Below are 25,477 nucleotides of genomic sequence, written 5' to 3'. Positions count from 1 at the left end.
ATAAAACCCGATCAGAAGCCCAGGCGATCACGCAGGCTGTAGTACCAGGCACCGATCGCGCTGAACGGCACGCGGAACATCTGCCCACCCGGGAACGGGTAGTGCGGCAGGCCGGCGAACGCGTCGAAGCGCTCGGCCTGGCCACGCAGCGCCTCGGCCAGTACCTTGCCCGCCAGGTGGGTGTAGGTCACGCCATGGCCCGAGCAGCCCTGGGAGTAGTAGATGTTGTCGCCGATCCGCCCAACCTGCGGCAGGCGCGACAGGGTCAGCAGGAAGTTGCCGGTCCAGGCGAAGTCGATCTTCACGTCCTTGAGTTGCGGGAACGCCTTGAGCATCTTCGGACGGATGATCGCTTCGATGTTGGCTGGGTCGCGGGCACCGTAGACCACGCCACCGCCGAAGATCAGGCGCTTGTCGCCGGTCAGGCGGTAGTAGTCGAGCAGGTAGTTGCAGTCCTCGACGCAGTAGTCCTGCGGCAGCAGGGTACGCGCCAGGTCTTCGCCCAGTGGCTCGGTGGTGATCACCTGGGTGCCGCATGGCATCGACTTGGCGGCCAGTTCCGGCACCAGGTTGCCCAGGTAGGCGTTGCCGGCGACGATGATGAACTTGGCCTTCACCTTGCCCTGCGGGGTGTGCACCACCGGGTTGGCGCCGCGCTCGATGCGCACGGCCGGGGTCTGTTCATAGATGACGCCACCCAGCGACTCGACCGCAGCGGCTTCGCCCAAGGCCAGGTTAAGTGGGTGGATGTGGCCGCCGCTCATGTCCAGCATGCCGCCGACATAGCTGTCGCAGGCCACCACTTCACGGATGCGCTTCTGGTCCATCAGCTCCAGCTGGGTATGGCCGAAGCGCTCCCACAGGCGCTTCTGCGATTCCAGGTGGCCCATCTGCTTGCTGGTCAGGGCCGCGAACACGCCGCCGTCCTTCAGGTCGCACTGGATGTTGTACTTGGCCACGCGCTCGCGGATGATGCGGCCGCCTTCGAAGGCCATCTGGCCCAGCAGCTGTGCTTCTTTAGGGCCGACGGTGCGCTCGATCACGTCGATGTCGCGGCTATAGCTGTTGACGATCTGGCCGCCGTTGCGGCCCGACGCGCCGAAACCGACCTTGGCGGCCTCGACGACGGTGACCTTGAAGCCGTTTTCCAGCAGGAACAGTGCGCTGGACAGGCCGGTGTAGCCGGCGCCGATGATGCACACATCGGTCTCCACCTCACCCTGCAGCGCCGGACGTGGCGGCACCGGGTTTGCCGAGGCGGCGTAGTAGGACTGTGGGTAGGGGGTATTGGACATGCTCGAGGAACCTCGTGTTTTATATTTTTAACGAATGTACCGATGCTATCAATAATAATAAACACCCGCTAGTCGTCCGGTGAAAATCCTTTACCAGGGACGCGCTGGCTCCTTTCTATAAACAGTTTAAGATTCAGTAGCTTAGCGTGAAAAAAACAGTTGACACTGGTTTTGGAACGCGTAGAATGCGCCCACATCGAAGGCACATAGCTCAGTTGGTTAGAGCACCACCTTGACATGGTGGGGGTCGTTGGTTCGAGTCCAATTGTGCCTACCAAATTCGACGAAAGGGGCGATCCGCAAGGGTCGCCCTTTTTGCTTTGGACTGCTGAAAGTTTTTGATTTTTTTGAAAAAAAAGCTTTACAGCCTCCCGTTCGATTACTAATATGCGCACCACACGACAGGCACATAGCTCAGTTGGTTAGAGCACCACCTTGACATGGTGGGGGTCGTTGGTTCGAGTCCAATTGTGCCTACCAAACAAAGTCCCGGTTTCCGGGCAACGAGAAGGGCGATCCGAGAGGGTCGCCCTTTTTGCGTTTTCGCTTCCGGCCTTTGCTGTCTTCGACTGTACGTCACGACCGTAGCAGCCTGTAACGGATGGTCGCGGTCCGGCGCCAGGGCCAGCATGCTAGAATCCGCCCCTTCGAAACTGGAGGTACACACGTGCGTAAACTGGCAGTGGTAATGGCAGTGCTGGCCCTGGCGGGCTGTGACAACGAAGTCGAGGGCGTGCACAAGCAGGTCGCCGAGCACCTGCACAACCCCAAGACCGCCAAGTTCGGCAACGTGCGCATCGACACCAAGGGCACCATCTGCGGCCAGGTGCGTGGCAAGGACGACGCCGGCCAGTACGAGGCGTATCGCAGCTACGTCGCGATCAAGGACGATGCGGGCCAGTACCAGATCATCGTCGACGACAGCGGCGACAACCTGCGCATCCGCGAGTATTGCGGCGGCGCCGACCTGCAGCGCCGTGCCGAGGCCCTGGCCGGCCAGCCCGCGCCGCAAGGCTGGGACGTGGAGGTGATCCAGGGCGCCAACATGGGCGCGCTGAGCGACATGACCGCCCGCCTGATCGAAAAAGGCATCCCTTCGTCGGTGGAGTACCGCGACGGCAAACCGGTGGTGCTGATGGGTCCGTTCCCCACCCGCGAGGAAGCCCAGGCACGCAAGGCCGAGGTCATGGCCAAGCTCGGTACCGACTCGGTCGTGATCCAGCACGGCGCGCAGCGCTAGTCATGCGCCGCCCGACCCGGCTATGCTTGCCTCAGGAGAGGTTGAACGGGGAGGGCCTTTATGTCGACGCTGGAACGGGCCATTGCCGTAGCCGCCAGGGCGCATGAAGGGCAGTACGACAAGGGTGGGGCGGCGTATATCCTGCACCCGCTGCGGGTGATGATGCGAGTGGACACGCCCGAGCAGCGTATCGTCGCAGTGCTGCACGACGTGATCGAAGACACGCCGCTGACCCTTTCCGACCTGGCCCGCGAGGGCTTCGCGCTGAAGATTCTCGCCGCCCTGCTGGCGCTTAGTCGCCGCGAAGGCGAAAGCTATCTCGACTTCGTCGCCCGCCTGGGTGGCGACCCATTGGCGCGGACCGTGAAGCTTGCGGACCTGGCCGACAACAGCGACCTCACCCGCATCGCCACCCCGGGGCCCGCCGACCTGGCGCGGCTGGCCCGTTATCGTGAAGCTCGCGCCTACCTCGAGGCGCTCGCCTGATCCTGTCGCCACCGCTGCCTAGCGGCAGTTGCCAGCCTTGTGAAAGCCCGCTGCTTGCGCTTGGGCTTCGGAGTCGAACAGCACCTGGTTCTTCACGGCCACCTGTGTGTAGCCAGGGCAGCCATCGGCCAGGTGATACACATGGCTGTTGCGGTTGCCGACGATGCCGCCACCAGCACTGGCGAGCGATGGTTTGACCGCAGGCGCTGGAGCCTTGGCCGGCCTGCTCGCCACTACGCCGTCGCCTACCGGCGTGTAGCCCAGGGTCCATTTACGCTCGCCGCTGACGAAGGGGTTGCCGTGCCCCATGATCCTGGCGATCCGCCGGTCACGCTCCTTTTCCCAGGCACTGACGGGGTGTTGTTTGTCCCAGGCCATGAGCAGTTGCTGCTGCTGGCGGGACATGCTCAGTTTGTAGCGATCGAACATGTAGAACGTGGTGCGCGCGACCAGGCCCTTCACCTCGTCGCGTGGCTCTGCGGCTTTGCGCTGGAAGTCGATCCGGGTGGTGCACTGCCCGTAGATCGGCGCCACGCCGGAGGCCATGCCGTAGTTGAAGTTGCTGCGATCGCCGTTCACTTCGCCCACGGCGGGGTACAGATTGAACAGGTTGGCTTCCATGGCACGGAAGGTCGGGTCGGCGTCCTCGCAGTGCTCACGACCGCCGTTCTGCCAGCACTGGCGCTGGTGGCCGAACGTCCACGCCGGCACGATGTGCTCCCACTCGGTTCGCTCGGCGCGGCTCTGCTGCTTGCGGGTTTGATACCCGCACGACTTGGCGTCGACACGGCCGCCAGACTTGCCGACCCAGGTCCATTTGCAGCCACAGTACAGCTCGCCCATGGCGCTGCTGGCCTGGTCGAGGTAGACCTGTTGCTTGGCTACGACCTTGGCTTCGGTGAATGTCGCGGGTGGGCTGGCGAACGCGCTGCAGGCAGCGAGGGAAAGGGTTACAGCGTACAACCACTTCTTCATGAAAACACATCATCAATCAGGGAGCGCGATGGGCATCGGCTCCGGTTTCTATTGGGCGTCACCGCCGGTATTCGGGTAAAGCCTGGTTCTGGGCTGGGGCGCCAGCGTTGCCGAACAGGTCAATCTTCCTTGGGCACGGTCCAGAAAATCTGCACACCGCCGTCGTCGCGGTGGGCGAGGGTGACGTTGTCGTTCTCGGCGATTTCCTCGAGCAGGGTTTCCCAGTCATCGGGCGACTCATGTTCCAGGCGGAAGATCAGTGCGGCGCGGCTGCGTTGGGCGGTGGGGCTGTTGATGATCTTCTGGATGCGTACACCCAGTTGTTCATAGCTGCTCGGGGTTGCGGAGGCGGTGTTGGCCACGGAGTATTCCTTATTTTGCTGTATGCACATACAGTATTTCACTGTAAGTTTTTTCGCAACAGCAAGTGGGGCGAAATCCGTATAGGACCGTGGGAAGAAGATTGGTTCCGCGCCTGTTTCAATGTCCGACTTGAGCTGTAATTTCGGTGGTAGAGTGGGTGGCGCAATGATATTGCCGTGTCGATGGAAACCGCTCCGGTTCTTTGGAATAATTCGGAAACTCCGCGGCAGAGAGGCCGCAGGCGCCACGCTATGGGGATTTGACAAACACCGATCCCGTTACCATAGTGAGTCAACGCAAACGTTTGCGATCCGATAAAAACCACAAGATTCGGGGTCCTTTCCATGAAGCTGCCGTTCCACGGTCGTCTCCTCGCGCTCGCCGTCACCTCGGCGGTCGCGCTCTGTGCACCTTTCACCGCCGTCCACGCCGACGAAAAACCCAAGGTCGCCCTGGTGATGAAATCGCTCGCCAACGAGTTCTTCCGCACCATGGAAGACGGCGCCAAGGACTACCAGAAAGCCCATCCCGAAGACTTCGACCTGGTCGCCCACGGCATCAAGAACGAAACCGACACCGGCGAGCAGATCCGCATCGTCGAGCAGATGGTCAATTCCGGCGCCAAGGCCCTGGTCATCGCTCCGGCCGACTCCAAGGCCCTGGTTTCGGCGGTGAAGAAAGCCATGGACCAAGGCGTGGTGGTGATCAACATCGACAACCGCCTCGATCCCGAACTGCTCAAGAGCAAGGGCATCAGCGTGCCCTTCGTCGGCCCCGACAACCGCAAGGGCGCCCGCCTGGTCGGCGAGTACCTGGCCCAGCAGAAGCTCAAGGCCGGTGACCAGGTCGGCATCATCGAAGGCGTGCCGACCACCACCAACGCCCAGCAGCGCACCGCAGGCTTCAAGGACGCCATGCAGGCGGCGCAGATGAACATCGTCTCGGTGCAGTCCGGCAACTGGGAGATCGACAAAGGCAACGCCGTCGCCGCCTCGATGCTCAACGAATACCCCGACCTCAAGGCGCTGCTGGCCGGCAACGACAGCATGGCGCTGGGCGCCGTCGCTGCCGTGCGCGCCGCGGGCAAGGCCGGCCAGGTGCAAGTGGTGGGCTACGACAACATCAACGCCATCAAGCCGATGCTCAAGGACGGCCGGGTGCTCGCCACCCTCGACCAGGCCGCCAGTCAGCAAGCGGTGTTCGGCATTCAGGCGGCGCTTAAAGTGCTCAAAGGGGAAAAGCCGGACGTGGATGCCGACAACGTCATCCAGACCCCGGTCAAACTCATCACCCAGCCCTGACCCCGCAGGAGAGTGGCCATGTCTGCATCGGCCAATGACGTGGTGCTGGTCGCCACCGGCCTGGGCAAGACCTACGCCCAGCCCGTGCTCGCGGGCGTCAGCCTGAGCCTGCGCGCCGGCGAGGTGCTGGCGCTGACCGGCGAGAACGGCGCCGGCAAGAGCACGCTGTCCAAGCTCATCTGTGGCCTGGAAACCCCGACCACCGGGCAGATGACCTATCGCGGCCAGGCCTACGCCCCAGGCAGCCGCAGCCACGCCGAGCACCTCGGCGTGCGCATGGTCATGCAGGAGCTCAACCTGCTGCCGACCCTGACCGTGGCGGAAAACCTGTTTCTCGACAACCTGCCCAGCCGTTTTGGCTGGGTCGACCAGAAGCGCCTGCGCCAGCTGGCCCAGGCGGCCATGGCCCAGGTCGGCCTGGAGGCCATCGACCCGGACACCCTCGTCGGTGAATTGGGTATCGGCCACCAGCAGATGGTGGAGATCGCCCGCAACCTGATCGGTGACTGCCATGTGCTGATTTTCGACGAACCCACGGCCATGCTCACCGCACGTGAGGTCGAGCTGCTGTTCACCCAGATCGAGCGCTTGCGCCAGCGCGGCGTGGCCATCGTCTACATCTCCCATCGCCTCGAAGAACTGCAGCGCGTGGCCCAGCGCATCGTCGTGCTGCGCGATGGGCAGTTGGTGTGCGACGAACCGATCCAGCGTTACAGCAGCGCCGAGCTGGTCAACCTGATGGTCGGCCGCGAACTCGCCGAGCACATCGACCTGGGCCGCCGCACGCTCGGCGGCACGCTGCTCAAGGTCGAGGGCCTGGGACGTGGCAGCAAGGTGCGCGATGTGTCGTTCGAAGTCAGGGCAGGGGAGATCTTCGGCATCTCCGGGCTGATCGGCGCCGGACGCACCGAGTTGCTGCGCCTGATCTACGGCGCCGACCGCGCCGATACCGGCCAGATCGCCATCGGCCAACCCTTGCGCCAGGTGACCATCGACTCGCCCAAGGCCGCAGTCAAAGCCGGCATCGCCCTGATCACCGAAGACCGCAAGGGCGAAGGCCTGCTGCTGTCGCAGTCGATCGGCGCCAACCTGTCGCTGGGCAACCTGGAGGCCGTGTCTCGCGCCGGGCTGCTCGATGCCGGCGCCGAACAGGCCCTGGCCGAGCGCCAGATCGAGGCCTTGCGCATCCGCAGTGCCGGCCCGCAACAGGTGGTTGGCGAGCTGTCCGGTGGCAACCAGCAGAAGGTGGTGATTGGCCGCTGGTTGGCCCGCGACTGCCAGGTGCTGCTGTTCGACGAGCCCACCCGTGGCATCGACGTCGGTGCCAAATTCGACATCTACGGCCTGCTGGCCGAACTGGCGCGCCAGGGCAAGGCCTTGGTGGTGGTGTCCAGCGACCTGCGCGAGTTGATGCTGATCTGCGACCGCATCGCCGTACTCAGCGCCGGACGCCTGATCGACACCTTCGCCCGCGAGCACTGGAGCCAGGACCAGCTACTGGCCGCGGCCTTCGCCGGCTACCGAAAACGTGATGCCCTGCTGCACGATGCAGCGCCCAGGATGGACCCATGAAAAGCTCCCCCCTCGACACTCCCGACAGCACCCCGGTGCGGCGCAGCGGCCCGTACTTCGGCCTGGGCACCTACCTGGGCCTGGCTGGTGCCTTGCTGGCGATGATCGTGCTGTTCTCGTTGCTCAGCAGCCACTTCTGGTCGTACGCCACCTTCAGCACCCTGGCCAACCAGATCCCCGACCTGATGGTGCTGGCCGTGGGCATGACCTTCGTGCTCATCGTCGGCGGCATCGACCTGTCGGTGGGCTCGGTGCTGGCCCTGGCGGCCTCGACCGTGAGCGTGGCGATCCTCGGCTGGGGCTGGGGCGTGCTGCCGGCTGCACTGCTGGGCATGGCCATCGCCGCCCTGGCCGGCAGCATCACCGGTGGCGTCACCGTGGCCTGGCGCATTCCGTCGTTCATCGTTTCGCTCGGCGTGCTGGAAATGGCCCGTGGCCTTGCCTACCAGTTCACCGACTCGCGCACCGCCTACATCGGCGATGCCTATGCCTGGTTCTCCAACCCGCTGGCCTTCGGTATCTCGCCGGCCTTCCTCATCGCCTTGCTGGTGATCGTGCTGGCACACTTGGTGCTGACCCGCACCGTGTTCGGGCGCTACCTGATCGGCATCGGCACCAACGAAGAGGCCGTGCGCCTGGCCGGCATCGATCCGCGTCCCTACAAGGTCCTGGTCTTCGCCCTGATGGGCCTGCTCGCCGGGCTGGCCGCGTTGTTCCAGATTTCCCGCCTGGAGGCCGCCGACCCCAATGCCGGCGCCGGCCTCGAGCTGCAGGTGATCGCCGCCGTGGTGATCGGCGGCACCAGCCTGATGGGCGGGCGCGGCTCGGTCATCAGCACCTTCATCGGCGTGCTGATCATTTCCGTACTGGCCGCAGGTCTGGCCCAGATCGGCGCTTCCGAACCCACCAAGCGCATCATCACCGGGGCGGTCATCGTCATCGCCGTGGTGCTCGACACTTATCGCAGCCGGCGTGCAGGCCGGCGGAACTGAAACCATGGCAACCATCAAAGACGTCGCGGCCCTAGCGGGCATTTCCTACACCACCGTGTCCCATGTGCTGAACAAGACGCGCCCTGTCAGCGAGCATGTGCGGCTCAAGGTCGAGGCCGCGATCCGCGACCTCGACTACGTGCCCAGCGCCGTGGCCCGGTCGCTCAAGGCCCGCAGCACCGCCACCATCGGCCTGCTGGTGCCCAACAGCGTCAACCCGTACTTCGCCGAACTGGCCCGGGGCATCGAGGATGCCTGCGAGCGCAACGGCTATTGCGTGATCCTGTGCAACTCCGACGACAACCCCCAGAAGCAGCGCAGCTACCTGCGCGTGCTGCTGGAAAAACGCATCGACGGACTGGTGGTGGCGTCGGTGGGTGAAGACCAGGACCTGCTGCAAAGCCTCGCCAGCGTGCGCACGCCCATGGTCATCGTCGACCGCGAGCTCGAAGGTGTCGACGCCGACCTGGTGCGCATCGACCACGAGCACGGCGCCTACCTCGCCACCCGCCACCTGCTGGAGCTGGGTCACGAGGACATCGCCTACATCGGCGGCCCGGCCGAGACCGGTGTCAGCCGCTTGCGCCTGGCCGGTTTCCGCCGGGCCATGGCCGAGGCGCGACTGGCGGTGGCCAGCAACCGCGTGCAGCACTGCGACTTCACCAGCCCCGGCGGCCATGCCACGGCCGCGCAGTTGCTCGATGGCGAGCGGCCCACGGCGATTTTCGCCGGTAACGACATGATCGGCTTCGGCGTGCTGCGCGCCGCCGCCGAGCGCAACATCAGCGTGCCCGGCGAGCTGTCGGTGATCGGCTTCGACGACATCGAGCTGAGCCGCTACGTGTACCCGGCGCTGAGTACCGTGGGCCAGTCGATTCGGGAGTTGGGCGACAGCGCCGCGGCGTTGTTGCTGACCCGCATCGGCGACCCGCACGGCCCGGCCCAGCAGCGCATCGTCGCCCCGCGCATCGTGCCACGCGAGTCCACCGGGCCGCGCCCGACCCTGTTCAACGATTACCGCTAAGGAATAGCCATGCAGGCCAAGGTAGTGGTGGTAGGCAGCCTCAACATGGACCTGGTGGCCCGCGCCCAGCGGCTGCCACGGCCGGGCGAGACCCTGGCCGGCGATGCGTTTTTCACCTTGCCGGGCGGCAAGGGCGCCAACCAGGCGGTTGCCGTGGCGCGCCTGGGTGGCAGCGTGGCCATGGTCGGCAACGTCGGTGACGACGCCTATGGCGAGCAACTGCGCGCGGCATTGGAAGTGGAGGGCATCGACTGCCAGGGCGTGAGCGTATGCGAGGGTGTGTCCAGCGGCGTGGCGCTGATCACCGTGGATGCCAGCAGCCAGAACTGCATCGTCATCGTCCCAGGTGGCAACGGCCTGCTGACGCCGCAAGCCGTGCAGCGTTTCGATGCGTTGCTGCAGGCTGCCGAAGTGATCATCTGCCAGCTCGAGGTCCCGGCCGATACCGTGGCCTGGACCCTGGCCCGCGGGCATGCGCTGGGCAAGCGGGTGATCCTCAATCCGGCGCCGGCCACCGGCCCGCTGCCGTCCGAATGGCTGCCCCATATCGACTACCTCACGCCCAACGAAAGCGAGGCCGAGGCGTTGACCGGCCTTGTCGTGAACGATGAGGCCAGCGCCCGCGCTGCGGCCCAGCACCTGTTACAGTTGGGCGCCGGCAAGGTGATCGTGACCCTGGGCGCCCAGGGGGCCTTGTTCGTCAGCCCTGAGGGCAGCGCGCATTACCCCGCGCCGAAGGTCAAGGCGCTGGACACCACGGCGGCAGGCGATACCTTCATCGGTGGCTTTGCCGCCGGCCTGGTACGTGGGCTGGAGGAGGGCGAGGCCATTGCCTTCGGCCAGCGCGCTGCAGCGTTGTCGGTCACCCGCGTGGGTGCCCAGCCATCCATCCCTTGTCTGAAGGAACTGGACCCATGAAGAAGACCCCTCTGCTGAACGTGGCCTTGTCGCGGGTGATCGCCGGGATGGGGCATGGCGACATCCTGGTGATCGGTGATGCCGGGTTGCCGGTGCCGGCGGGGGTGGAAGTGATCGACCTGGCGCTGACACCGGGGGTGCCGGACTTTTCCAGTGTGCTGCGGGTGGTGCTGAGCGAGTTGCAGGTGGAGCGGCACGTGTTGGCCGAGGAGATGAAAGCCGTGGTGCCCCCGGCCATGGTCGAGATCGAGCGTTCGCAGCGCAAGCTGGGCAAGCGTGAGTGGGTGAGCCACGAGGCGTTCAAGGAGCTGTCGCGAAGTGCCCGGGCCGTGGTCCGCACGGGTGAGTGCCAGCCCTATACCAACATTGCCCTGATCTCTGGGGTGATCTTCTAGCTGATGTGGATGGCACCGGCTGCGCCGGTGTTCGCGGGGCAAGCCCGCTCCCACAACGACCGCGCCTTTTTCCAGGACGGTGAAGATCCTGTGGGAGCGGGCTTGCCCCGCGAACACGGGCGCAGCCCGTGCCATCCCCCACCGATCAGCCTATCACCCGGCACTCGGCTCGATAGCCACCGCCCCATGCGGCGCATACCGCTCGAACACCTGGTCGATAAAGCTACGCGCCGCCTCGCTGCCGCGATCACGCACCAGCAGGTCGATGGCAATCAGCAACAGTTCCTCCGGTGTTCCCGGGCTATAGGCACTCTGGCCCTCGGCCCATTTGACCTTGATGTCGGCGTCGATACTGTGGCTGCTCATGAAAGGCTCTCGCTGCGGGCCTGGTGCGGAGGGGCGAACGCCGGATCCTGGCGTTCGATGGAGGCACGGTGCGCTCCACTTCTTGCAGTGAATCATGACTTTGCGTCAATGGCTCTGCGACCTAAGAATAAAAGGCCATCAGCCACAAACCAAGCACCCTGTGCAAAATCCGGTGACGATTGTCTTGCACCCCGGGTCGCCTATTCAGGCAGACTTTGTCGGTTTTGCAACAAACCGTAAGCGGAAGTGTCGCAATAGACAGTTCCCAATTCGATTAGGAGGATTCATGTTCCGTACCCGTGCTTCCCTGGCGACCTTGCTGCTGGCCACCGCCCTGGCCGGTTGCAGCAGTGGTGGCTCGTCGGGCACCACAGCCCCGACCGCCCCGGTAGGCAACGATGGTCGCTGCCAGGCCAGCGGCGCCGATTTCGCCATCGGCAAGCCAGGCACCGCCGAGCTGCTGGAGCAGGCGCGCAAGGCCAGTGGTTCGCAGATGGCACGCATCCTCAAGCCGCATGACGTGGTGACCCTGGAGTATCGGTCCGAGCGGTTGAACCTGGGCGTGGACGAGCAGGGCGTGGTGACGCGGGTCAACTGCGGGTGATGTAGTTGTCTGTGCCGGCCCCTTCGCGGGACAAGCCCGCTCCCACAGGTATTCCACAGTTTTCAAACGCTGTGGGGTACCTGTGGGAGCGGGCTTGTCCCGCGAAGGGGCCGGCACAGACCACCACAGACCACCACAGACCACCACAGACCACCACAGACCACCACAGACCACCACAGACCACCACAGACCACCACAGACCACCACAGACCACCACAGACCACCACAGACCACCACAGACCCAGCAAAACACCATAAAAAAACCCGCCACGAGGGCGGGTTTTTTTACAGCTATCCGAATTACTCCGGACGAACCTGTGCAGCCTGCATGCCCTTCTGGCCGCGCTCGGCGACGAAGGAAACAGTCTGGCCTTCTTTCAGGCTCTTGAAGCCGTCGGATTCGATGGCTTTGAAGTGTACGAACAGGTCGTCGCCGCCGCCTGCTGGGGTGATGAAGCCGTAGCCTTTCTCATCATTGAACCATTTGACGGTGCCTTGTTGGCGATTGGACATGGGTGAATCTCCAGAACATTTAGTTTTTTCGGTGGTGCAATGCGGCCGAGGCTACGGAGCACGGGGAACATCATAGTCTAATTCTGCGGATGTAGCGCCTTTTACGTTCGCAGGATATTGATCCAGGGCAAATAATCCCTGGCCTGCTCTGGCTTTAAGGTTTCAGCTCTTTGGTGCGCAGGCCTGTCTCACAACGTCTTGCGCCTTCTGCATCAGCTTGGCGTCGACGCCATCAGTGCTGTCCAGGTCGGCAATCTCTGCGTCGGTGAAATTCTTTTTGATCGTCTGGGCGCCACACTCACAGTGCTTTTTCGCGGTCGCGGCGTCAACGCCCTGGCCGCTGGCCACCTGTTGGCACTGGGTCATGTAGTGGCCCTCCTTCCCGGCAGGGAAGTTGCCAGCATTGGCAGCCACAGGCAGCAGCAGGGCGCCGGCGGCCGCCAGGGCCAGAAGAGACGGTACTCGCATAACCAGTTACTCCTTGGGTTAAGGTCTCATCAAGAGTAGGTTGCTTCCCTTGGTCTGATAGGAAATTTTTTGCATTAGTTCACCGCTTCGTTGCCATTTTCCAAATATTTTCTACGGCCTGCCCAGGCCCCGTGCTAGCATGCTCGGCTTGCAGCTGACAACGTGCAGCCTGCAGCTATCTTTATTTCTTTCCAGTCACTCTGGTTCGTCCCTGGTAAGCCGAAAGGCTTCTGCCACTGTGAGGCAGGCTTCCCCCGTGGAAGACAGGTCGGATCTTGTACTGGCTCATCCCAACCCACGTGACCTTTGGTAGGGGTCACCACTAGGAGAGGAGGCGCCATGCCCATTATTACTCTTCCCGATGGCAGTCAACGTTCGTTCGATCACGCCGTATCCGTAGCCGAAGTCGCCGCCTCCATCGGTGCGGGCCTGGCCAAGGCCACCGTCGCCGGCAAGGTCGACGGCAAGCTGGTCGATGCCTGCGACCTGATCGACAAAGACGCCACCCTGCAGATCATCACCCCTAAAGATGAAGAGGGACTGGAGATCATCCGTCACTCGTGCGCCCACCTGGTCGGCCACGCGGTGAAACAGCTGTACCCGACCGCCAAGATGGTGATCGGCCCGGTCATCGACGAAGGCTTCTACTACGACATCGCCTACGAGCGCCCCTTCACCCCTGAAGACATGGCCGCCATCGAAAAGCGCATGATGGAGCTGATCGAGAAGGACTACGACGTCATCAAGAAGATGACTCCGCGCGCCGAAGTCATCGACGTGTTCAAGGCCCGTGGCGAAGACTACAAGCTGCGCCTGGTCGAAGACATGCCGGACGAGCAGGCCATGGGCCTGTACTACCACGAAGAATACGTCGACATGTGCCGTGGCCCGCACGTGCCGAACACGCGCTTCCTCAAGGCATTCAAGCTGACCAAGCTGTCCGGCGCCTACTGGCGCGGCGATGCCAAGAACGAGCAGCTGCAACGTGTGTACGGCACCGCCTGGGCCGACAAGAAGCAGCTGGCCGCCTACATCCAGCGCATCGAAGAAGCCGAAAAACGCGACCACCGCAAGATCGGCAAGCAGCTCGACCTGTTCCACCTGCAGGAAGAAGCCCCGGGCATGGTGTTCTGGCACCCGGCCGGCTGGACCGTCTACCAGGTGCTCGAGCAGTACATGCGCGAGGTACAGCGCAAGAACGGCTACCTCGAGATCAAGACCCCGCAGGTCGTCGACCGCATCCTCTGGGAGCGTTCCGGCCACTGGTCCAACTACGCCGAGAACATGTTCACCACGTCGTCGGAAAGCCGTGATTTCGCGGTCAAGCCGATGAACTGCCCGTGCCACGTGCAGGTGTTCAACCAGGGCCTGAAGAGCTACCGCGACCTGCCGCTGCGCCTGGCCGAGTTCGGTGCCTGCCACCGTAACGAGCCGTCCGGCGCGCTGCACGGCATCATGCGCGTGCGCGGCTTCACCCAGGACGACGCGCACATCTTCTGCACCGAAGACCAGGTGAAGAAAGAAGCCGCCGACTTCATCAAGCTGACCCTGGACGTGTACAAGGACTTCGGCTTCAGCGACATCGCCATGAAGCTGTCCACCCGTCCGGCCAAGCGCGTAGGCTCCGAAGAGCTGTGGGACCGTGCCGAAACCGCACTGGCCGACGCCCTGAACGAATCGGGCCTGGAGTGGGAATACCAGCCGGGCGAGGGCGCCTTCTACGGCCCGAAGATCGAGTTCACCCTGCGTGACTGCCTGGGCCGTAACTGGCAGTGTGGTACCCTGCAGTACGACCCGAACCTGCCAGAGCGCCTGGACGCCAGCTACATCGCCGAAGACAACGCGCGCAAGCGCCCGGTGATGCTGCACCGCGCCATCCTCGGCTCGTTCGAACGCTTCATCGGCATGCTCATCGAGCACTACGCCGGCGTGTTCCCAGCCTGGCTGGCACCGACCCAGGCCGTGATCATGAATATCACCGACAAACAGGCCGATTTCGCCCTCGAGGTGGAAAATGCTCTGAACGGTAGCGGATTCCGTGCCAAGTCGGACTTGAGAAATGAGAAGATCGGCTTTAAAATCCGCGAGCATACTTTGCTCAAGGTCCCGTACCTTTTGGTTATAGGGGACCGCGAAGTCGAAACGCAAACCGTCGCAGTGCGTACTCGCGAAGGCGCAGACCTGGGCTCCATGCCCGTCGCGCAGTTCGCTGAGCTCCTGTCGCATGCGGTTTCCCGGCGTGGTCGCCAAGAATCGGAGTAATGACTATTAAGCGTGAAATGAGAAACGATAAACGAGCTGCACCGAAGGCCCCGATCAACGAGAATATCTCGGCCCGCGAGGTTCGGTTAATTGGCGCAGACGGCGAGCAGGTTGGCATCGTCTCGATTGATGAAGCGCTTCGTATCGCTGAAGAAGCGAAGCTGGATCTGGTGGAAATCTCTGCAGACGCGGTACCCCCTGTCTGCAAAGTGATGGACTACGGCAAGCACCTCTTCGAGAAGAAGAAGCAGGCCAACGAAGCCAAGAAAAACCAGAAGCAGATCCAGATCAAAGAAATCAAGTTTCGTCCAGGGACGGAAGAAGGGGATTACCAGGTAAAACTACGCAACCTGGTACGTTTCCTTAGTGATGGGGACAAGGCCAAGATCTCTCTGAGATTCCGCGGCCGTGAGATGGCCCACCAGGAGCTGGGCATGGAGCTGTTGAAGCGGGTCGAAGCCGACCTCGCCGAATACGGCTCCGTTGAGCAGCATCCGAAGATGGAAGGACGCCAGCTTATGATGGTCATCGCCCCCAAAAAGAAGAAGTAATCTCCCGGGCACGGCAGGCCTGATGATTATTGTGTAATTTTTATCGAATGCGGAGTTCCAACATGCCAAAAATGAAAACCAAGAGCGGTGCTGCGAAGCGCTTCCTGAAGACCGCTTCCGGCTTCAAGCACAAGCACGCTTTCAAGAGCCACATCCTGACCAAAATGTCGACCAAGCGTAAGCGTCAACTGCGCGGTGCCAGCTTGCTGCACCCGTCTGACGTTGCAAAAGTCGAGCGCATGCTGCGCGTACGTTAATTTCGGTCAAAGATAGAGGAAGTTACTCATGGCTCGTGTAAAGCGCGGCGTAATCGCTCGTAAGCGTCACAAGAAAATCCTGAAACTGGCTAAAGGCTACTACGGCGCTCGCTCGCGCGTATTCCGTGTTGCCAAGCAGGCTGTCATCAAGGCTGGTCAATACGCCTACCGTGACCGTCGCCAGAAGAAGCGTCAGTTCCGCGCCCTGTGGATCGCTCGTATCAACGCCGGTGCCCGCACCAACGGTCTGTCCTACAGCCGTCTGATTGCTGGCCTGAAAAAGGCGTCGATCGAAATCGACCGTAAGGTTCTGGCTGACCTGGCAGTGAACGAAAAAGCGGCGTTTGCTGCGATTGTCGAGAAAGCTAAAGCCGTTCTGGCTTAAGTACCCACGACAATCATCCGGCGGTGTTCGCGCCGCCGGGTGTAAAACGTCATCGATAGGGGAAGAGCCTTCAAAGCTCTTCCCCTATTTCGTATCTGGAGTCTGTACATGGAAAACCTGGATGCGCTGGTCTCCCAAGCCCTGGAAGCTGTGGAGCGCGCTGAAGACATCAATGCCCTGGAACAGATCCGGGTTAATTATCTTGGCAAGAAGGGCGAACTGACCCAGGTGATGAAGACCCTGGGCAACCTGCCAGCCGAGGAGCGGCCGAAAGTCGGCGCGCTGATCAACGACGCCAAAGAGCGCGTCACCGTCGTGCTCAACGCACGCAAGGCAGCCTTCGAAGAAGCCGAGCTCAGCGCTCGCCTGGCCGCCGAATGCATCGACGTCACCCTGCCAGGCCGTGGCCAGACCACCGGCGGGCTGCACCCGATCACCCGTACTCTCGAGCGCATCGAGCAGTTCTTCACCCACATCGGCTACGGCATCGCCGAAGGCCCTGAGGTCGAAGACGACTACCACAACTTCGAAGCGCTCAACATCCCCGGCCACCACCCGGCCCGGGCGATGCACGACACCTTCTACTTCAATGCCAACATGCTGCTGCGCACCCACACCTCGCCGGTGCAGGTGCGGACCATGGAGTCGACCCAGCCGCCGATCCGCATTGTCTGCCCAGGCCGTGTATACCGCTGCGACTCGGATATCACCCACTCGCCGATGTTCCACCAGGTCGAAGGCCTGCTGATCGACCGCGACATCAACTTCGCCGACCTCAAGGGCACCATCGAAGAGTTCCTGCGCGTGTTCTTCGAAAAAGAACTGGCCGTGCGCTTCCGCCCGTCGTTCTTCCCCTTCACCGAGCCGTCCGCCGAAGTCGATATCCAGTGCGTGATGTGCTCCGGCAAAGGCTGCCGCGTGTGCAAGCAAACCGGCTGGCTCGAAGTCATGGGCTGCGGCATGGTGCACCCGAACGTGCTGCGCATGTCTGGCATCGACCCGGAAGAGTTCCAGGGCTTCGCCTTCGGCATGGGCGCCGAGCGCCTGGCCATGCTGCGTTATGGCGTCAACGATTTGCGTCTGTTCTTCGACAACGACCTGCGGTTCCTAGCCCAATTCCGCTAGGCCCAATCGACGACACTTTCAGGAGAACAGCATGAAATTCAGTGAACAGTGGCTGCGCGGTTGGGTAAACCCGCAAGTCTCTCGTGATGACCTCGTCGCCCGCCTGTCCATGGCCGGCCTCGAAGTCGACAGCGTCACCCCGGCCGCCGGCCAGTTCAGCGGTATCGTCGTGGGCGAGATCCTCGCCACCGAACAACACCCTGACGCCGACAAGCTGCGCGTGTGCCAGGTGAGCAACGGCCAGGAAACCTTCCAGGTCGTTTGCGGCGCCCCTAACGCACGCCCAGGCATCAAGATCCCGTTCGCCATGATCGGCGCCGAACTGCCAGGCGACTTCAAGATCAAGAAGGCCAAGCTGCGCGGCGTCGAGTCGTTCGGCATGCTCTGCTCGGCTGCCGAGCTGCAGATCAGCGAAGAAAACGACGGTCTGCTGGAACTGGCCGCCGACGCCCCGGTTGGCGAGAACATCCGCCAGTACCTGAGCCTCGACGACGCCAGCATCGAAATCGGCCTGACCCCCAACCGCGGCGACTGCCTGTCCATCGCCGGCCTTGCCCGTGACGTCAGCGCCCTGTACGACACCCCGGTGACCCGCCCCGTGGTGCCTGCCGTGCCGGCTGCCCATGACGAAGTGCGCCCGGTCGAAGTCAGCGCCCCGGCTGCCTGCCCACGTTACCTGGGCCGCGTCATCCGCAACGTCGACCTGAGCAAGCCGACCCCGCTGTGGATGGTCGAGCGCCTGCGCCGCAGCGACGTGCGCAGCATCGACGCCGCCGTCGACATCACCAACTACGTGATGCTCGAACTCGGCCAGCCGATGCACGCCTTCGACCTCGCCGAAATCAACGGCGGCATCCGCGTGCGCATGGCAGAGGAGGGCGAGAAGCTCGTCCTGCTCGACGGCCAGGAAGTCGCCCTGCGTGCCGACACCCTGGTCATCGCCGACCACAACCGCGCCCTGGCCATCGCCGGCGTGATGGGTGGCGAGCACAGCGGTGTCAACACCGAGAAAACCCGCGACCTGTTCCTCGAAAGCGCCTTCTTCGAGCCGATTTCCGTCGCTGGCAAGGCCCGTTCCTACGGCCTGCACACCGATGCCTCGCACCGCTACGAGCGCGGCGTCGACTCGCAGCTGGCCCGCGAAGCCATCGAGCGCGCCACCGCGCTGCTGCTGGAAATCGTCGGCGGCGAAGCCGGCCCGGTCGTCGAAGCCGTGAGCGAAGCGCACCTGCCCAAGGTCGCCCCGATCACCCTGCGCGCCGACCGCATCACCCAGATGCTCGGCATGGAAATGGCCCCAGCCCAGGTCGAGCAACTGCTCAATGCCCTGGAGCTGACCACCACCAGCAACGAGGCAGGGGTGTGGACCGTCACCGTTCCAAGCCACCGCTTCGACATCAGCCTGGAAGTCGACCTGATCGAAGAGCTGGCCCGCCTGTACGGCTACAACAACCTGCCGGTCCGCTACCCACAAGCGCGCCTCGCGCCCCAGGGCAAGCCAGAGACCCGCGGTGAGCTGCCGAACCTGCGCCGCCTGCTGGTCGCCCGCGGCTACCAGGAGGCCATCACCTACAGCTTCATCGACCCGAAACTGTTCGAGCTGTTCAGCCCAGGCGTAGAACCCCTGCAGCTGGCCAACCCGATCTCCAGCGACATGGCCGCCATGCGTGCGTCCCTGTGGCCGGGCCTGGTGAAAGCGCTGCAGCACAACCTCAACCGCCAGCAAGACCGCGTGCGCCTGTTCGAAAGCGGCCTGCGCTTCGTCGGCCAGCTCGGCAACCTCGCGCAGCAGCCGATGATCGCCGGCGTCGTCACCGGCAGCCGCCTGCCAGAAGGCTGGGCGAACGGTCGCGACGGCATCGACTTCTTCGACGTCAAGGCGGACGTCGAGGCCCTGCTGGGCTACTCCGGCGCCCTGAGCGACTTCAAGTTCGTCGCCGGCAAGCACCCAGCCCTGCACCCAGGCCAAACCGCCCGCATCGAGCGCGACGGCAAGGAAGTCGGCTACCTCGGCGCCATCCACCCAGAGGTCGCCAAGGCCCTGGACCTGGACCGCCCGGTGTACGTGTTCGAGCTGGTACTGGGCGATGTGGTCGAAGGCCGCCTGCCGAAATTCAGCGAACTCTCCAAGTTCCCGGAAACCCGTCGTGACCTGGCTTTGATCGCAGGACGTGATGTAGCTTCTCAAGACGTGCTTGAAGTAATTCGTGACAATGCAGGCGAATGGCTCACAGACCTCAGGCTGTTTGATGTCTACCAGGGTAAAGGTATTGATCCTGATAGAAAAAGCCTGGCGGTTGGCTTGACCTGGCAGCATCCATCGCGCACTCTTAACGACGATGAGGTGAACGCCACGCTGCAGACTATCCTCACCTCGCTCGAACAAAGGTTGAACACCACGTTAAGGAAATAACGGCATGGGTGCTCTGACGAAAGCTGAGATGGCCGAAAGGCTGTACGAGGAGCTGGGGCTTAACAAGCGTGAGGCCAAGGAGCTGGTCGAGCTGTTTTTTGAAGAAATTCGGCACGCACTTGAAGAGAACGAGCAGGTCAAGTTGTCCGGTTTCGGCAACTTCGACCTTCGCGACAAACGCCAGCGGCCGGGCCGCAACCCTAAAACAGGGGAAGAGATCCCGATCACCGCTCGCCGTGTCGTCACCTTTCGTCCAGGGCAGAAATTGAAAGCCCGGGTTGAGGCCTATGCTGGAACCAAGCCATAACGACGAGCTGCCCCCCATTCCGGGGAAACGCTACTTCACCATTGGTGAGGTGAGCGAGCTCTGTGCGGTGAAACCGCACGTGCTTCGGTATTGGGAACAAGAGTTCCCGCAACTCAACCCGGTCAAAAGGCGCGGGAATCGGCGGTATTATCAGCGGCAGGACGTGCTGATGATTCGGCAGATTCGGGCGCTGTTGTATGACCAGGGGTTCACCATTGGGGGCGCGCGGTTAAGGCTCTCCAGTGATGAGGCCAAGGATGACACTACCCAGTACAAGCAGCTGATTCGGCAGATGATTGTTGAGTTGGAGGATGTGTTGGTGGTGTTGAAGAAGTGAGCCTTGGTGCGGTGGTGGGGTGAAATTTTTTTGAGAAAAAGCTTTCACTTATCAGCGGGTTAGGGTACATTCTTCAACGTTCTCAGAGATATTGAGAATGAGTTCGGGGCGTAGCGCAGCCCGGTAGCGCACTTGCATGGGGTGCAAGGGGTCGAGTGTTCGAATCACTCCGTCCCGACCAAAAATCCCTAAAAAATCCAGTCACTGTGAAGTGGCTGGATTTTTTTTGTTTGGTGATTTTGTTGTGGTGCGTACGGCCACTCTGATGCGCGGTCGGGCGGTATGGCGTCTATGCTGGGCCGGGGTAAGTTGAACTAAGAATCCATCTAGTTGATTGTTGGAGCTATTTTTCTTTTTTGCTCTCAGCTGGAATACCGTTTGGAATGCTATTTGGTCGGAAACTAGGTACAGCCATGAGCATTTCACATTTCTCACTCTCGCTGGTCGACCTAATTTGAATAGTCAGCCGCTCGGAAGAGGGTGAGGCTGACGTTGAGTCCATCAACGAACGAATTGAAACCTCCAGCGTTATTCGCAAGCGGATTTTTTATGTAATTGCTGCGCTGGCAGAACTCGAGCGCAACCTCTTTCGAGAGTGATCTCGTGGAGGAGTGGCGGCTCGGGCCCATGGGAGGGCGATGGGCGCAAGCCACCGCTTGATCCTCGCCAGGTGCGTGAGATGAAAGCTCTTCTCAGAAATATTGAGGTACAGTCTAGTGACGTGACCCGCCGCTATGGCATTTCGCAGCCGACTTTGTACCCTTAATTCCGCTCATTCAATGCGGTGGAGACAGGCTGTGGTCCAAGCGTATCGCTTGAACCTAGGATGAGGCAACAGTCGCGGCTTAGGCAACAGTCGTCTGATTTAACGTAACGTTACTTGAAATTTAGGCCGGTAGGACTTACTGTTCGCCTCAGCTCATCTACCAGCCTTCGGGTGTCAGCGTAGAAGGAGTAACGGCCCCGTCCTCCTACGGAGGGCGCGGCCAGCCTAATTCCCTTCGCTATACTGCTCCCAGCGCTTTTCGAGTTTTCTCTGCTGATGCTCCCGCTCGACCGGATAGGCCGTCCAAGGCAGGATGTAGTCCTTGCGCTCGTCCAGAACCACTAGGTATTGGGCTTCGGCAAACCAGATCAGCAATCGATGACCTGACCCCTTCGGTTCGCGCCAGACCTTGAGCGCGGAATCGGCAGCATTTTCGATAATCGGCTTGGGCCAGCGAATGCGCTCGCTACGCCGCAAGTCGGGCAGGCGCTCCGCTTCGTCGTCGCCTTCGGAAATCATGTGCCAGAAAGTTGCTTCCTTTCCTTGGATAACCGGGTGGCGCTTTAAGGCCAAGCGCTTGCCTGCGAATTCAAGTTTTGACTCAACGAAGTCGGTACAGAAAATTTGGTAGATGGCTTCCAGATAACGAGAGAAATCGCCCCCGTAAGCCTTGAGTTCCTCCAGCGGTGGCAGCCATCCCGGCAGGCTCATGCGCCGTTGCTCCCATTCCAGAAAAACAGATTGAATTTAGACTCGCGCAATAGGGTATTTTGCTTCAAGCTATAGCGGCTGCGCTCGCGGATACGCTCTATCAGGCGCTGCTTGGCTTCGCTGCCTGCAAGCTCACGATGCAGATAGGACAATGCGCCTATGAGCAGGTCGGCCAACTGCAGCTGCTCCGCCTCGTGTGAGTGAATGCGTTGTACCCGGCGGATCATTCTGCGCGAGAAGTCGTAGGCATTATTGGCCAGTACTTCATGCAGCTTGGCGACCTTCTCATGCCCCAAGGTGTCCTTGATGTCGATGTAAACGTGATAACCAGCTTCCGGCTCGAAGATAGTCTTGAGCATCGAGAAGTACATTTTGTAGTACCAGTCATCATGGCTCTGCCGGTACTGCTGATGATTGAGGCGGGCCTTGTCAGCCACGATCAGAGCGCGGAAATGCAGGTCGTCGTCATCGAAGAAATAGTCGATGCAGTCCAAATAGAACTGCAGCTTGGTCGCGCCTACCTTGGTCCACTTGATCTCGAACTCCGGCAGTAGCTTGTGCCTTAACTTGATTTCACGAAGGCGTTTGGCGATCTCCAGGCGCTTAGCTTCAGGGCACCAGACCGCACCCAGCACCATGGCCTTCTGGCCATCGTTCTCCAGATGGCAAGATTCATCGCAATAGATATTGAATATTTTGCTCATTACCCCACTGCCTGCTCAATCACGGTGCTAGCTAGCTGATCGTTAAGTTGGTTGGCCTGGGTTAGGCTGGCTTTAAGTCGATCACAAAGGGCCATGAGCTGATCGACTTTGGCAACTATTCGGTGTTGCTCGGCAAGAGGGGGGAGCGGAATTCGAATGTTGGACACCTCTGTGCTATTAATGTTTTTTACGCCGCTTGTAGTTCGTATTGGGGATTCAATGGAGTAGCGGACATCAAGTGACTTCATCGCTAGCTGCAGGTAGTAAGAGCTGATACAGGATTTCGGGAATCGTATTCTAATTAGATATCCCGCAAATGCACAGTGAGTAACCGAGTCTGTTACTACCGCAGTTTTTCCTACCAGTGATGCACTGCCGTTTGACCTGATCATTAATAAGTCTTCAGGCAAAAGCTTCAGTGCATCAATCTCATCGCTTGATAAATTTCCATATTTTAGGTCGTCTAGCAGGATTGACGGATCTCCGATGTTCGGAATTCGGAGTACCGGCGTACCAGTGCCAGAATAGTCGCATTTAGTTGCCGTACCATATCGTAAATCAGCTATTAAGCGCCCTAGCCGTGACCAGCTCCAATTTTTTGGCAGTTCGAATGGGAGGTCCTCAAGAGGTAATAGCGGTTTTTCTTTTTTTAACTTTCCATCGATCAGAAGTTGTTTCTTTCCCTCAGCGATACGCTTCAGTAACTCGCTGGCAGGCTCGTCACTAGGATCTTGCGGGACCAGTTTTCCCATTACAGCCAGTTGCAGCAGGGTTTGCTTGAGGGCGTCGATGCTGGGGTCGTTAGTGAATAGAGTGTGGAAGTGCTCAGCCATGCGGTGCCAGTTGGCACCAAAGTCGGTGGCGTTGCTGGCTTGGGTCAGGCTGTTGAGCAGCGCTTGCACCAGTTGGGCGTGGGCGCTTTCGATGTCGGTCTGCTGGGCTTCCAGGCGATCGCACAGGGCCATCAGCTCATCGACTTTGGCGACGATGCGGTCTTGTTCGGCGAGCGGGGGCACTGGCAATACCAGCCTTTCCATTTTCTCTTTGGTCATGTGAACCATAGATACGCCATGGCCAGCAGCTTTGATCTCTTGAGTCTGCTCCAGCAAATAGTTGTATAGGTAATGCTTGCTGAGCTGACCTTTGGCGTAAAAATCGAGCTTCCAGATGTGGTAGTGGTAGATTGAGCGCTCACCATGCCAAATGAATGGTCCGAAGGATGCAGACCAAGCAAACAGTAAGTCTCCCGGATTGCAGTACTTATCCTCTTCAAGGGTGAGGGTCGAGTAATACCAATGATTGGATGTAAATAGGTTCCCAACTCGCAGGACGGGCGTGCCTGCGTCTAGCAGCTCTTCTTTCTTGTAGGCCCTACCATTAAGTACATTCACAACATCAGCAAGTCGAGCACACGCCCAGCCCGCTGGCAGCTCAAATGCTGGATCTTCGGCATCTCTTTCAGACAGCGCCTTCTGCTTCTTGATCTTGCCCTCAGCCACCAACCGCGCCTTTTCCTCGGCAATACGCTTGAGTAACTCGCTGGCCGGCTCATCACTTGGATCTTGCGGCACCAACTTGCCGCGCACCGCCAGTTCCAGAATCAGTTCACGCAGCTTTTTGATACCGTTCGGTGCACCAGCCAGTAGTGGCAGGTTATCGGTAAGCAGCGTCGTCATATCTCGCGCTCCAGGGCTTCAGCCAGCACGGCCTTAATCTGGTCGCGCAGGTCGCTGATCTCGCCTTGCAGCGTGGCGTAGTTGCGCAGCAGTTCGTCCGGGTCGTGACTGATTTGTTCGCCGATATGCGGGTTTTTGCAGTCCAGGTTCCAGTTGCGCGCTTGCAACTCTTCGACGCTGACCAGCCAGGCAAATTCGTTCTCCACCCTTGCGGCAAAGCCATCGGCCTCGCTTCCCCACCAGGTTTCTTCCACTGAGAATTCTTCGATGCGCATGGGGCGGGTCTTGGAGTAGTTCTTTACTCCGGTCGGGTACTGGTGTTCGTAGAACCACACTTGTTTAGTTGGTGTGCCTTTGGTGAAGAACAGCAGGTTCGTTTTGATGCTGGTGTAGGGGTTGAAGACACCGTTAGGCAGGCGAACGATGGTGTGCAGGTTGCATTCGGTGAGTAGCTTTTCCTTGATACGGCTTTTGATGCCTTCGCCGAACAGAAAGCCATCGGGTAACACCACGGCGGCGCGGCCACCGTCTTTGAGCAACTGCATGATCAGCACCAGAAACAGGTCGGCGGTTTCGCGGGTGCGGAAGGCCGCGGGGAAGTTGGTTTCGATGCCGTCTTCTTCCATGCCGCCGAAAGGCGGGTTTGCGACGATACAGTGCACGCGCTCGCTCGGGCCCCAGCTGATCAGCGGTTTGCTCAGGGTGTTGTCGTGGCGGATCTGGCTGGGCACCTCGATTCCGTGCAGGATCATATTGGTGGTGGCCAGCAAGTGCGGCAGCGGCTTTTTCTCAACGCCGTAGATGCTGGCCTGCAGGATGCGTTCGTCCTCGGCGGTTTTTACATAGCGGCTGCGTTTGTGCTCGATGGCGCAGGTTAAAAAGCCGCCAGTGCCGCAGGCCGGGTCCATGACCTTCTCTTCCAGCTTGGGATCGACCATGCGCACCATGAATTCGGTGACCGGGCGCGGAGTGTAGAACTCGCCCGCGTTGCCGGCGTTCTGCAGGTCGCGCAGCAATTGCTCGTAGAGGTTGCCGAACTCGTGGCGTTCCTGGGCCTTGTTGAAGTCCACACCTTCTTGAATCTTATTGATCACCTGGCGCAGCAGCTGGCCAGATTTCATATAGTTGTAGGCGTCTTCAAATACGCTGCGCACCACAAAGGCCGAGGGTGTGTTGCTGTATTCGTGCAGGTTCTGCAGTTGGGGGAAGAGGTTGTTGTCGATAAAGTCCTTCAGCGCATCGCCAGTCATGCCTTCCGGGTCAGCTGCCCAGGTGCGCCAGCGGCAGCTGTCGGGAATGGGTGACTTGTAGTTGTCGTCCATCAGTTCCCATTCCAGCTCGCGGTCATCGAAGATCTTGAGGAACAGCAGCCAGACCAGCTGGCCAATGCGCTGGGCGTCGCCATCGACGCCGACGTCTTTGCGCATGATGTCCTGGATGGACTTGATGGTGGAGCTGATGGACATAACGA

Annotated in this window: 27 protein-coding genes and 3 tRNA genes; 20 read left to right on the top strand and 10 right to left on the bottom strand. The window is 61.0% G+C overall.

The window, feature by feature from the left end; translation table 11 throughout:
* Positions 1-11: 11 nt before the first annotated feature.
* Positions 12-1,295 carry an NAD(P)/FAD-dependent oxidoreductase gene (locus tag E6B08_RS18665; protein ID WP_136915403.1) on the bottom strand — a complete coding sequence of 428 codons (1,284 nt, stop codon included), beginning with the start codon at positions 1,293-1,295 and terminating at the stop codon, positions 12-14.
* Positions 1,296-1,495: 200 nt separating this feature from the next.
* Between E6B08_RS18665 and E6B08_RS18660 the strand changes: the two genes are divergently transcribed.
* From E6B08_RS18660 to E6B08_RS18645, 4 genes are all read left to right on the top strand, one after another.
* Positions 1,496-1,572, top strand: a tRNA-Val gene (locus E6B08_RS18660).
* A 126-nt stretch (positions 1,573-1,698) separates the two neighbouring features.
* Positions 1,699-1,775, top strand: a tRNA-Val gene (locus E6B08_RS18655).
* 187 nt (positions 1,776-1,962) lie between these two features.
* Positions 1,963-2,535, top strand: a complete 573-nt coding sequence (locus tag E6B08_RS18650) for an SPOR domain-containing protein (protein ID WP_136915402.1) — start codon at positions 1,963-1,965, stop codon at positions 2,533-2,535.
* Between the two features lie 60 nt (positions 2,536-2,595).
* Positions 2,596-3,021 (top strand): GTP pyrophosphokinase, encoded by a 426-nt coding sequence (locus E6B08_RS18645; protein WP_136915401.1) that lies wholly within the window; start codon positions 2,596-2,598, stop codon positions 3,019-3,021.
* Positions 3,022-3,039: 18 nt separating this feature from the next.
* Here E6B08_RS18645 and E6B08_RS18640 read toward each other — a convergent pair whose 3' ends face one another.
* Positions 3,040-3,996 carry an endonuclease gene (locus E6B08_RS18640; RefSeq protein ID WP_136915400.1) on the bottom strand — a complete coding sequence of 319 codons (957 nt, stop codon included), beginning with the start codon at positions 3,994-3,996 and terminating at the stop codon, positions 3,040-3,042.
* A gap of 119 nt (positions 3,997-4,115) precedes the next feature.
* Positions 4,116-4,358 (bottom strand): DUF1654 domain-containing protein, encoded by a 243-nt coding sequence (locus tag E6B08_RS18635; protein WP_136915399.1) that lies wholly within the window; start codon positions 4,356-4,358, stop codon positions 4,116-4,118.
* A 345-nt stretch (positions 4,359-4,703) separates the two neighbouring features.
* Between E6B08_RS18635 and E6B08_RS18630 the strand changes: the two genes are divergently transcribed.
* Genes E6B08_RS18630 through rbsD form a run of 6 tightly spaced genes read left to right on the top strand, consistent with a single transcriptional unit; the run spans position 4,704 to position 10,561 of the window.
* Positions 4,704-5,660 (top strand): sugar ABC transporter substrate-binding protein, encoded by a 957-nt coding sequence (locus tag E6B08_RS18630; protein ID WP_136915398.1) that lies wholly within the window; start codon positions 4,704-4,706, stop codon positions 5,658-5,660.
* A gap of 18 nt (positions 5,661-5,678) precedes the next feature.
* Positions 5,679-7,232, top strand: coding sequence for a sugar ABC transporter ATP-binding protein (locus tag E6B08_RS18625; protein WP_136915397.1), 1,554 nt, complete (start codon positions 5,679-5,681; stop codon positions 7,230-7,232).
* A complete protein-coding gene (locus E6B08_RS18620; protein ID WP_136915396.1) occupies positions 7,229-8,224 on the top strand; it encodes an ABC transporter permease in 996 nt (331 codons plus the stop codon). The genes E6B08_RS18625 and E6B08_RS18620 overlap by 4 nt, the downstream gene beginning before the upstream one ends.
* 4 nt (positions 8,225-8,228) lie before the next feature.
* Complete coding sequence (locus E6B08_RS18615) at positions 8,229-9,248, top strand: LacI family DNA-binding transcriptional regulator (RefSeq protein ID WP_136915395.1); 1,020 nt, start codon at positions 8,229-8,231, stop codon at positions 9,246-9,248.
* 9 nt (positions 9,249-9,257) lie between these two features.
* On the top strand, positions 9,258-10,166 hold the full coding sequence (rbsK, locus tag E6B08_RS18610) for a ribokinase (protein ID WP_136915394.1): 909 nt from the start codon (positions 9,258-9,260) through the stop codon (positions 10,164-10,166).
* Positions 10,163-10,561 (top strand): D-ribose pyranase, encoded by a 399-nt coding sequence (gene rbsD / locus E6B08_RS18605; protein ID WP_136915393.1) that lies wholly within the window; start codon positions 10,163-10,165, stop codon positions 10,559-10,561. Before rbsK ends, rbsD begins: the two co-directional genes overlap by 4 nt.
* Before the next feature lie 153 nt (positions 10,562-10,714).
* Here rbsD and E6B08_RS18600 read toward each other — a convergent pair whose 3' ends face one another.
* The gene (locus E6B08_RS18600) at positions 10,715-10,927 is read right to left on the bottom strand and encodes a hypothetical protein (RefSeq protein WP_133330582.1); all 213 of its coding nucleotides are present in this window, start codon (positions 10,925-10,927) and stop codon (positions 10,715-10,717) included.
* Between the two features lie 286 nt (positions 10,928-11,213).
* Here E6B08_RS18600 and E6B08_RS18595 point away from each other — a divergent pair, with 286 nt between their 5' ends.
* Positions 11,214-11,531: an I78 family peptidase inhibitor gene (locus E6B08_RS18595; RefSeq protein WP_136915392.1), complete on the top strand. Its 318-nt coding sequence runs from the start codon at positions 11,214-11,216 to the stop codon at positions 11,529-11,531.
* 300 nt (positions 11,532-11,831) lie between these two features.
* Here E6B08_RS18595 and E6B08_RS18590 read toward each other — a convergent pair whose 3' ends face one another.
* The gene (locus E6B08_RS18590) at positions 11,832-12,044 is read right to left on the bottom strand and encodes a cold-shock protein (protein ID WP_003250656.1); all 213 of its coding nucleotides are present in this window, start codon (positions 12,042-12,044) and stop codon (positions 11,832-11,834) included.
* A 162-nt stretch (positions 12,045-12,206) separates the two neighbouring features.
* Entirely contained in the window at positions 12,207-12,512 is a 306-nt protein-coding gene (locus E6B08_RS18585; protein ID WP_136915391.1) for a hypothetical protein, read from the bottom strand.
* Positions 12,513-12,851: 339 nt separating this feature from the next.
* Here E6B08_RS18585 and thrS point away from each other — a divergent pair, with 339 nt between their 5' ends.
* The 9 genes from thrS (at position 12,852) to E6B08_RS18535 (ending at position 20,330) form a co-directional block, all read left to right on the top strand.
* Positions 12,852-14,774 carry a threonine--tRNA ligase gene (thrS, locus tag E6B08_RS18575; RefSeq protein WP_136915390.1) on the top strand — a complete coding sequence of 641 codons (1,923 nt, stop codon included), beginning with the start codon at positions 12,852-12,854 and terminating at the stop codon, positions 14,772-14,774.
* Positions 14,774-15,325, top strand: a complete 552-nt coding sequence (infC, locus tag E6B08_RS18570) for a translation initiation factor IF-3 (RefSeq protein WP_192938559.1) — start codon at positions 14,774-14,776, stop codon at positions 15,323-15,325. The genes thrS and infC overlap by 1 nt, the downstream gene beginning before the upstream one ends.
* Before the next feature lie 62 nt (positions 15,326-15,387).
* Positions 15,388-15,582 (top strand): 50S ribosomal protein L35, encoded by a 195-nt coding sequence (gene rpmI / locus E6B08_RS18565; protein ID WP_003250667.1) that lies wholly within the window; start codon positions 15,388-15,390, stop codon positions 15,580-15,582.
* A 28-nt stretch (positions 15,583-15,610) separates the two neighbouring features.
* Complete coding sequence (gene rplT / locus E6B08_RS18560; protein WP_003250671.1) at positions 15,611-15,967, top strand: 50S ribosomal protein L20; 357 nt, start codon at positions 15,611-15,613, stop codon at positions 15,965-15,967.
* Between the two features lie 108 nt (positions 15,968-16,075).
* Complete coding sequence (pheS, locus tag E6B08_RS18555; RefSeq protein ID WP_133330574.1) at positions 16,076-17,092, top strand: phenylalanine--tRNA ligase subunit alpha; 1,017 nt, start codon at positions 16,076-16,078, stop codon at positions 17,090-17,092.
* Positions 17,093-17,123: 31 nt separating this feature from the next.
* Positions 17,124-19,505 (top strand): phenylalanine--tRNA ligase subunit beta, encoded by a 2,382-nt coding sequence (gene pheT / locus E6B08_RS18550; RefSeq protein WP_136915389.1) that lies wholly within the window; start codon positions 17,124-17,126, stop codon positions 19,503-19,505.
* Between the two features lie 4 nt (positions 19,506-19,509).
* The gene (gene ihfA / locus E6B08_RS18545; RefSeq protein ID WP_003250679.1) at positions 19,510-19,812 is read left to right on the top strand and encodes an integration host factor subunit alpha; all 303 of its coding nucleotides are present in this window, start codon (positions 19,510-19,512) and stop codon (positions 19,810-19,812) included.
* Positions 19,793-20,149 (top strand): MerR family transcriptional regulator, encoded by a 357-nt coding sequence (locus E6B08_RS18540; RefSeq protein WP_009394050.1) that lies wholly within the window; start codon positions 19,793-19,795, stop codon positions 20,147-20,149. Before ihfA ends, E6B08_RS18540 begins: the two co-directional genes overlap by 20 nt.
* 104 nt (positions 20,150-20,253) lie before the next feature.
* Positions 20,254-20,330, top strand: a tRNA-Pro gene (locus E6B08_RS18535).
* A gap of 810 nt (positions 20,331-21,140) precedes the next feature.
* Here E6B08_RS18535 and E6B08_RS18530 read toward each other — a convergent pair.
* From E6B08_RS18530 to E6B08_RS18515, 4 genes are read right to left on the bottom strand one after another with little or no spacing between them, the layout of a single operon-like run.
* The gene (locus E6B08_RS18530; RefSeq protein WP_136915388.1) at positions 21,141-21,626 is read right to left on the bottom strand and encodes a hypothetical protein; all 486 of its coding nucleotides are present in this window, start codon (positions 21,624-21,626) and stop codon (positions 21,141-21,143) included.
* A complete protein-coding gene (locus tag E6B08_RS18525) occupies positions 21,623-22,330 on the bottom strand; it encodes a DUF3800 domain-containing protein (RefSeq protein ID WP_136915387.1) in 708 nt (235 codons plus the stop codon). The genes E6B08_RS18530 and E6B08_RS18525 overlap by 4 nt, the downstream gene beginning before the upstream one ends.
* On the bottom strand, positions 22,330-24,006 hold the full coding sequence (locus E6B08_RS18520; RefSeq protein WP_136915386.1) for a restriction endonuclease subunit S: 1,677 nt from the start codon (positions 24,004-24,006) through the stop codon (positions 22,330-22,332). Before E6B08_RS18520 ends, E6B08_RS18525 begins: the two co-directional genes overlap by 1 nt.
* Positions 24,003-25,472, bottom strand: a complete 1,470-nt coding sequence (locus E6B08_RS18515) for a type I restriction-modification system subunit M (protein WP_136915385.1) — start codon at positions 25,470-25,472, stop codon at positions 24,003-24,005. The genes E6B08_RS18520 and E6B08_RS18515 overlap by 4 nt, the downstream gene beginning before the upstream one ends.
* Positions 25,473-25,477: the final 5 nt, after the last annotated feature.

The sequence above is a fragment of the Pseudomonas putida genome, from assembly GCF_005080685.1.
In the GTDB taxonomy this organism is placed as follows: Bacteria; Pseudomonadota; Gammaproteobacteria; order Pseudomonadales; family Pseudomonadaceae; genus Aquipseudomonas; species Aquipseudomonas putida_V.
Note: the sequence above shows the minus strand (reverse complement) of the source record. Positions and strands in the feature narration are given on the sequence as shown.